3 protein-coding genes are annotated in these 1338 nt (G+C 65.9%); all 3 read right to left on the reverse strand.

The genetic code is table 11. From position 1 onward, the window contains the following. The coding region (locus tag EN742_RS38885) for a hypothetical protein (protein WP_210214511.1) at window positions 1-409 on the reverse strand (409 nt) is incomplete at its 3' end. 216 nt (window positions 410-625) lie between these two features. After that, entirely contained in the window at window positions 626-1069 is a 444-nt protein-coding gene (locus tag EN742_RS35185) for a VOC family protein (protein ID WP_126057447.1), read from the reverse strand. A gap of 42 nt (window positions 1070-1111) precedes the next feature. Further along, a partial coding sequence (locus EN742_RS38455; protein ID WP_189375737.1) for a hypothetical protein occupies window positions 1112-1338 on the reverse strand: 227 nt, incomplete at its 5' end.

Consider the following 1338-nt stretch of genomic DNA (forward strand, 5'->3'; position numbering starts at 1 on the left):
GTCCTAGAGGGTCAGCTGCTTGCCGGCGACATTCCAGGACTTGATGCCGTCGATCGGCGCCGGACCTCACCGCGGCCAGCGTCGCCGGTGTGTGGAACGCCAGCGTTTCCGGCCAGAGCTGCAAGGTGGCAACGCCGCAGACCAAGTTCGGCGCCCCTGCGGGTGCGCTTCCATCCGGCGGCAGCGAGGCGACCTGGCCGTTCGCCGGCGCGGTCGGGAACTGCGAGGCGTCGGCGGTGCCGGGAGCTGCCGGCGGCGGCAGCTGGTTTCCGGTCACCGTGCCGGCGGGCGCGGGCGTCAGCGGCGCCGGCTGCTGGTCATCCATCGACGAGAATCGCGACGTCGAGCAACCGCTTGCAATCAGTGCGGCCAGCGATACGGCCACCAGACCGGTCTTCGAAAAAGTCATTCCTACCTCCGTCGGACCCGGCTGGGGGGACGCCGTCCGCGCAATCTCTCCCTCCACCAAGATGGAGAAGGTGGCAGAATTTCAACCCGATATGGTTAAAATAGGGTTTTCGGGGCAATTGTTGCAATTTTGTCGCAACAGGCGTGTGACCCTCGAAGGTCCAATTATGGCGCGCCTCGATGAAGCCCGTTGTCGTCGGCAATATCCGGCGCGGCCCTATGCGGAAAGCCCCGCGCTCGGCACGAAGACATAGCCGTCCGGACCGACGACATAGCATTCGCGCAGGCCATGCGGCTTGTCGATCGTGCCGGCGAGCACGATGTGGCCGAGATCGCGCGCCCGCGCCTCGATCGCATCCGGATCGGCACCATAGAGGCGCAGCTCGATGCCCGTCCCGCGCGTCTCGGCGCCGGCGATGACGCCGCTCATCTCATTGTCGAGATAGGAATGGTCGGCATGCAGCATGAATATCGAGCCCAAGAGTTCGATCGCCGCGAAATCCTCGTCGACATAGATGATGCGGGCGCCAAGCACGTCGCGGCAGAAGGCCTCCATCGCCGCCATGTCGGTGACCAGCAGGTTGACGCCGATGCCGCGCGGCAGCGAGCGGCCGAAATCCTCGGCCTTCATCCACGGTGTCTTGGTCCGCTTCATTGCCATCGTGCTGCCCTCGGAAATTACGGGGATGTCGCTGGAACGGTCTCAGCGCGGTTCGAACTGGTAGAGCGGTTGCGCGAGCGCCACCGGGGGCCGCAGCAAGTCGGCGCAGCGGCGGTCCAGGTCGAGGGCCAACTGATGGGCTCGCAGCGCCGCCGTCTTCCAGGCGCCGGCTGTTTTCAGCAGGGCAAGCGCATCCGACGGGCGGTTGGCCGCAATCATGAGGTCGGCGGCGACGATGCGATCTTCCGGCGCGATGGTTTCGCCAGCCT

This window comes from Mesorhizobium sp. M4A.F.Ca.ET.020.02.1.1 (assembly GCF_004022645.1).
Taxonomy (GTDB): Bacteria; Pseudomonadota; Alphaproteobacteria; order Rhizobiales; family Rhizobiaceae; genus Mesorhizobium.

Excerpts from the sequence above, each read along its gene's own strand:
- EN742_RS35185 (WP_126057447.1), bottom strand. The coding sequence starts at position 1,069 with ATGGCAATGAAGCGGACCAAGACACCGTGGATGAAGGCCGAGGATTTC.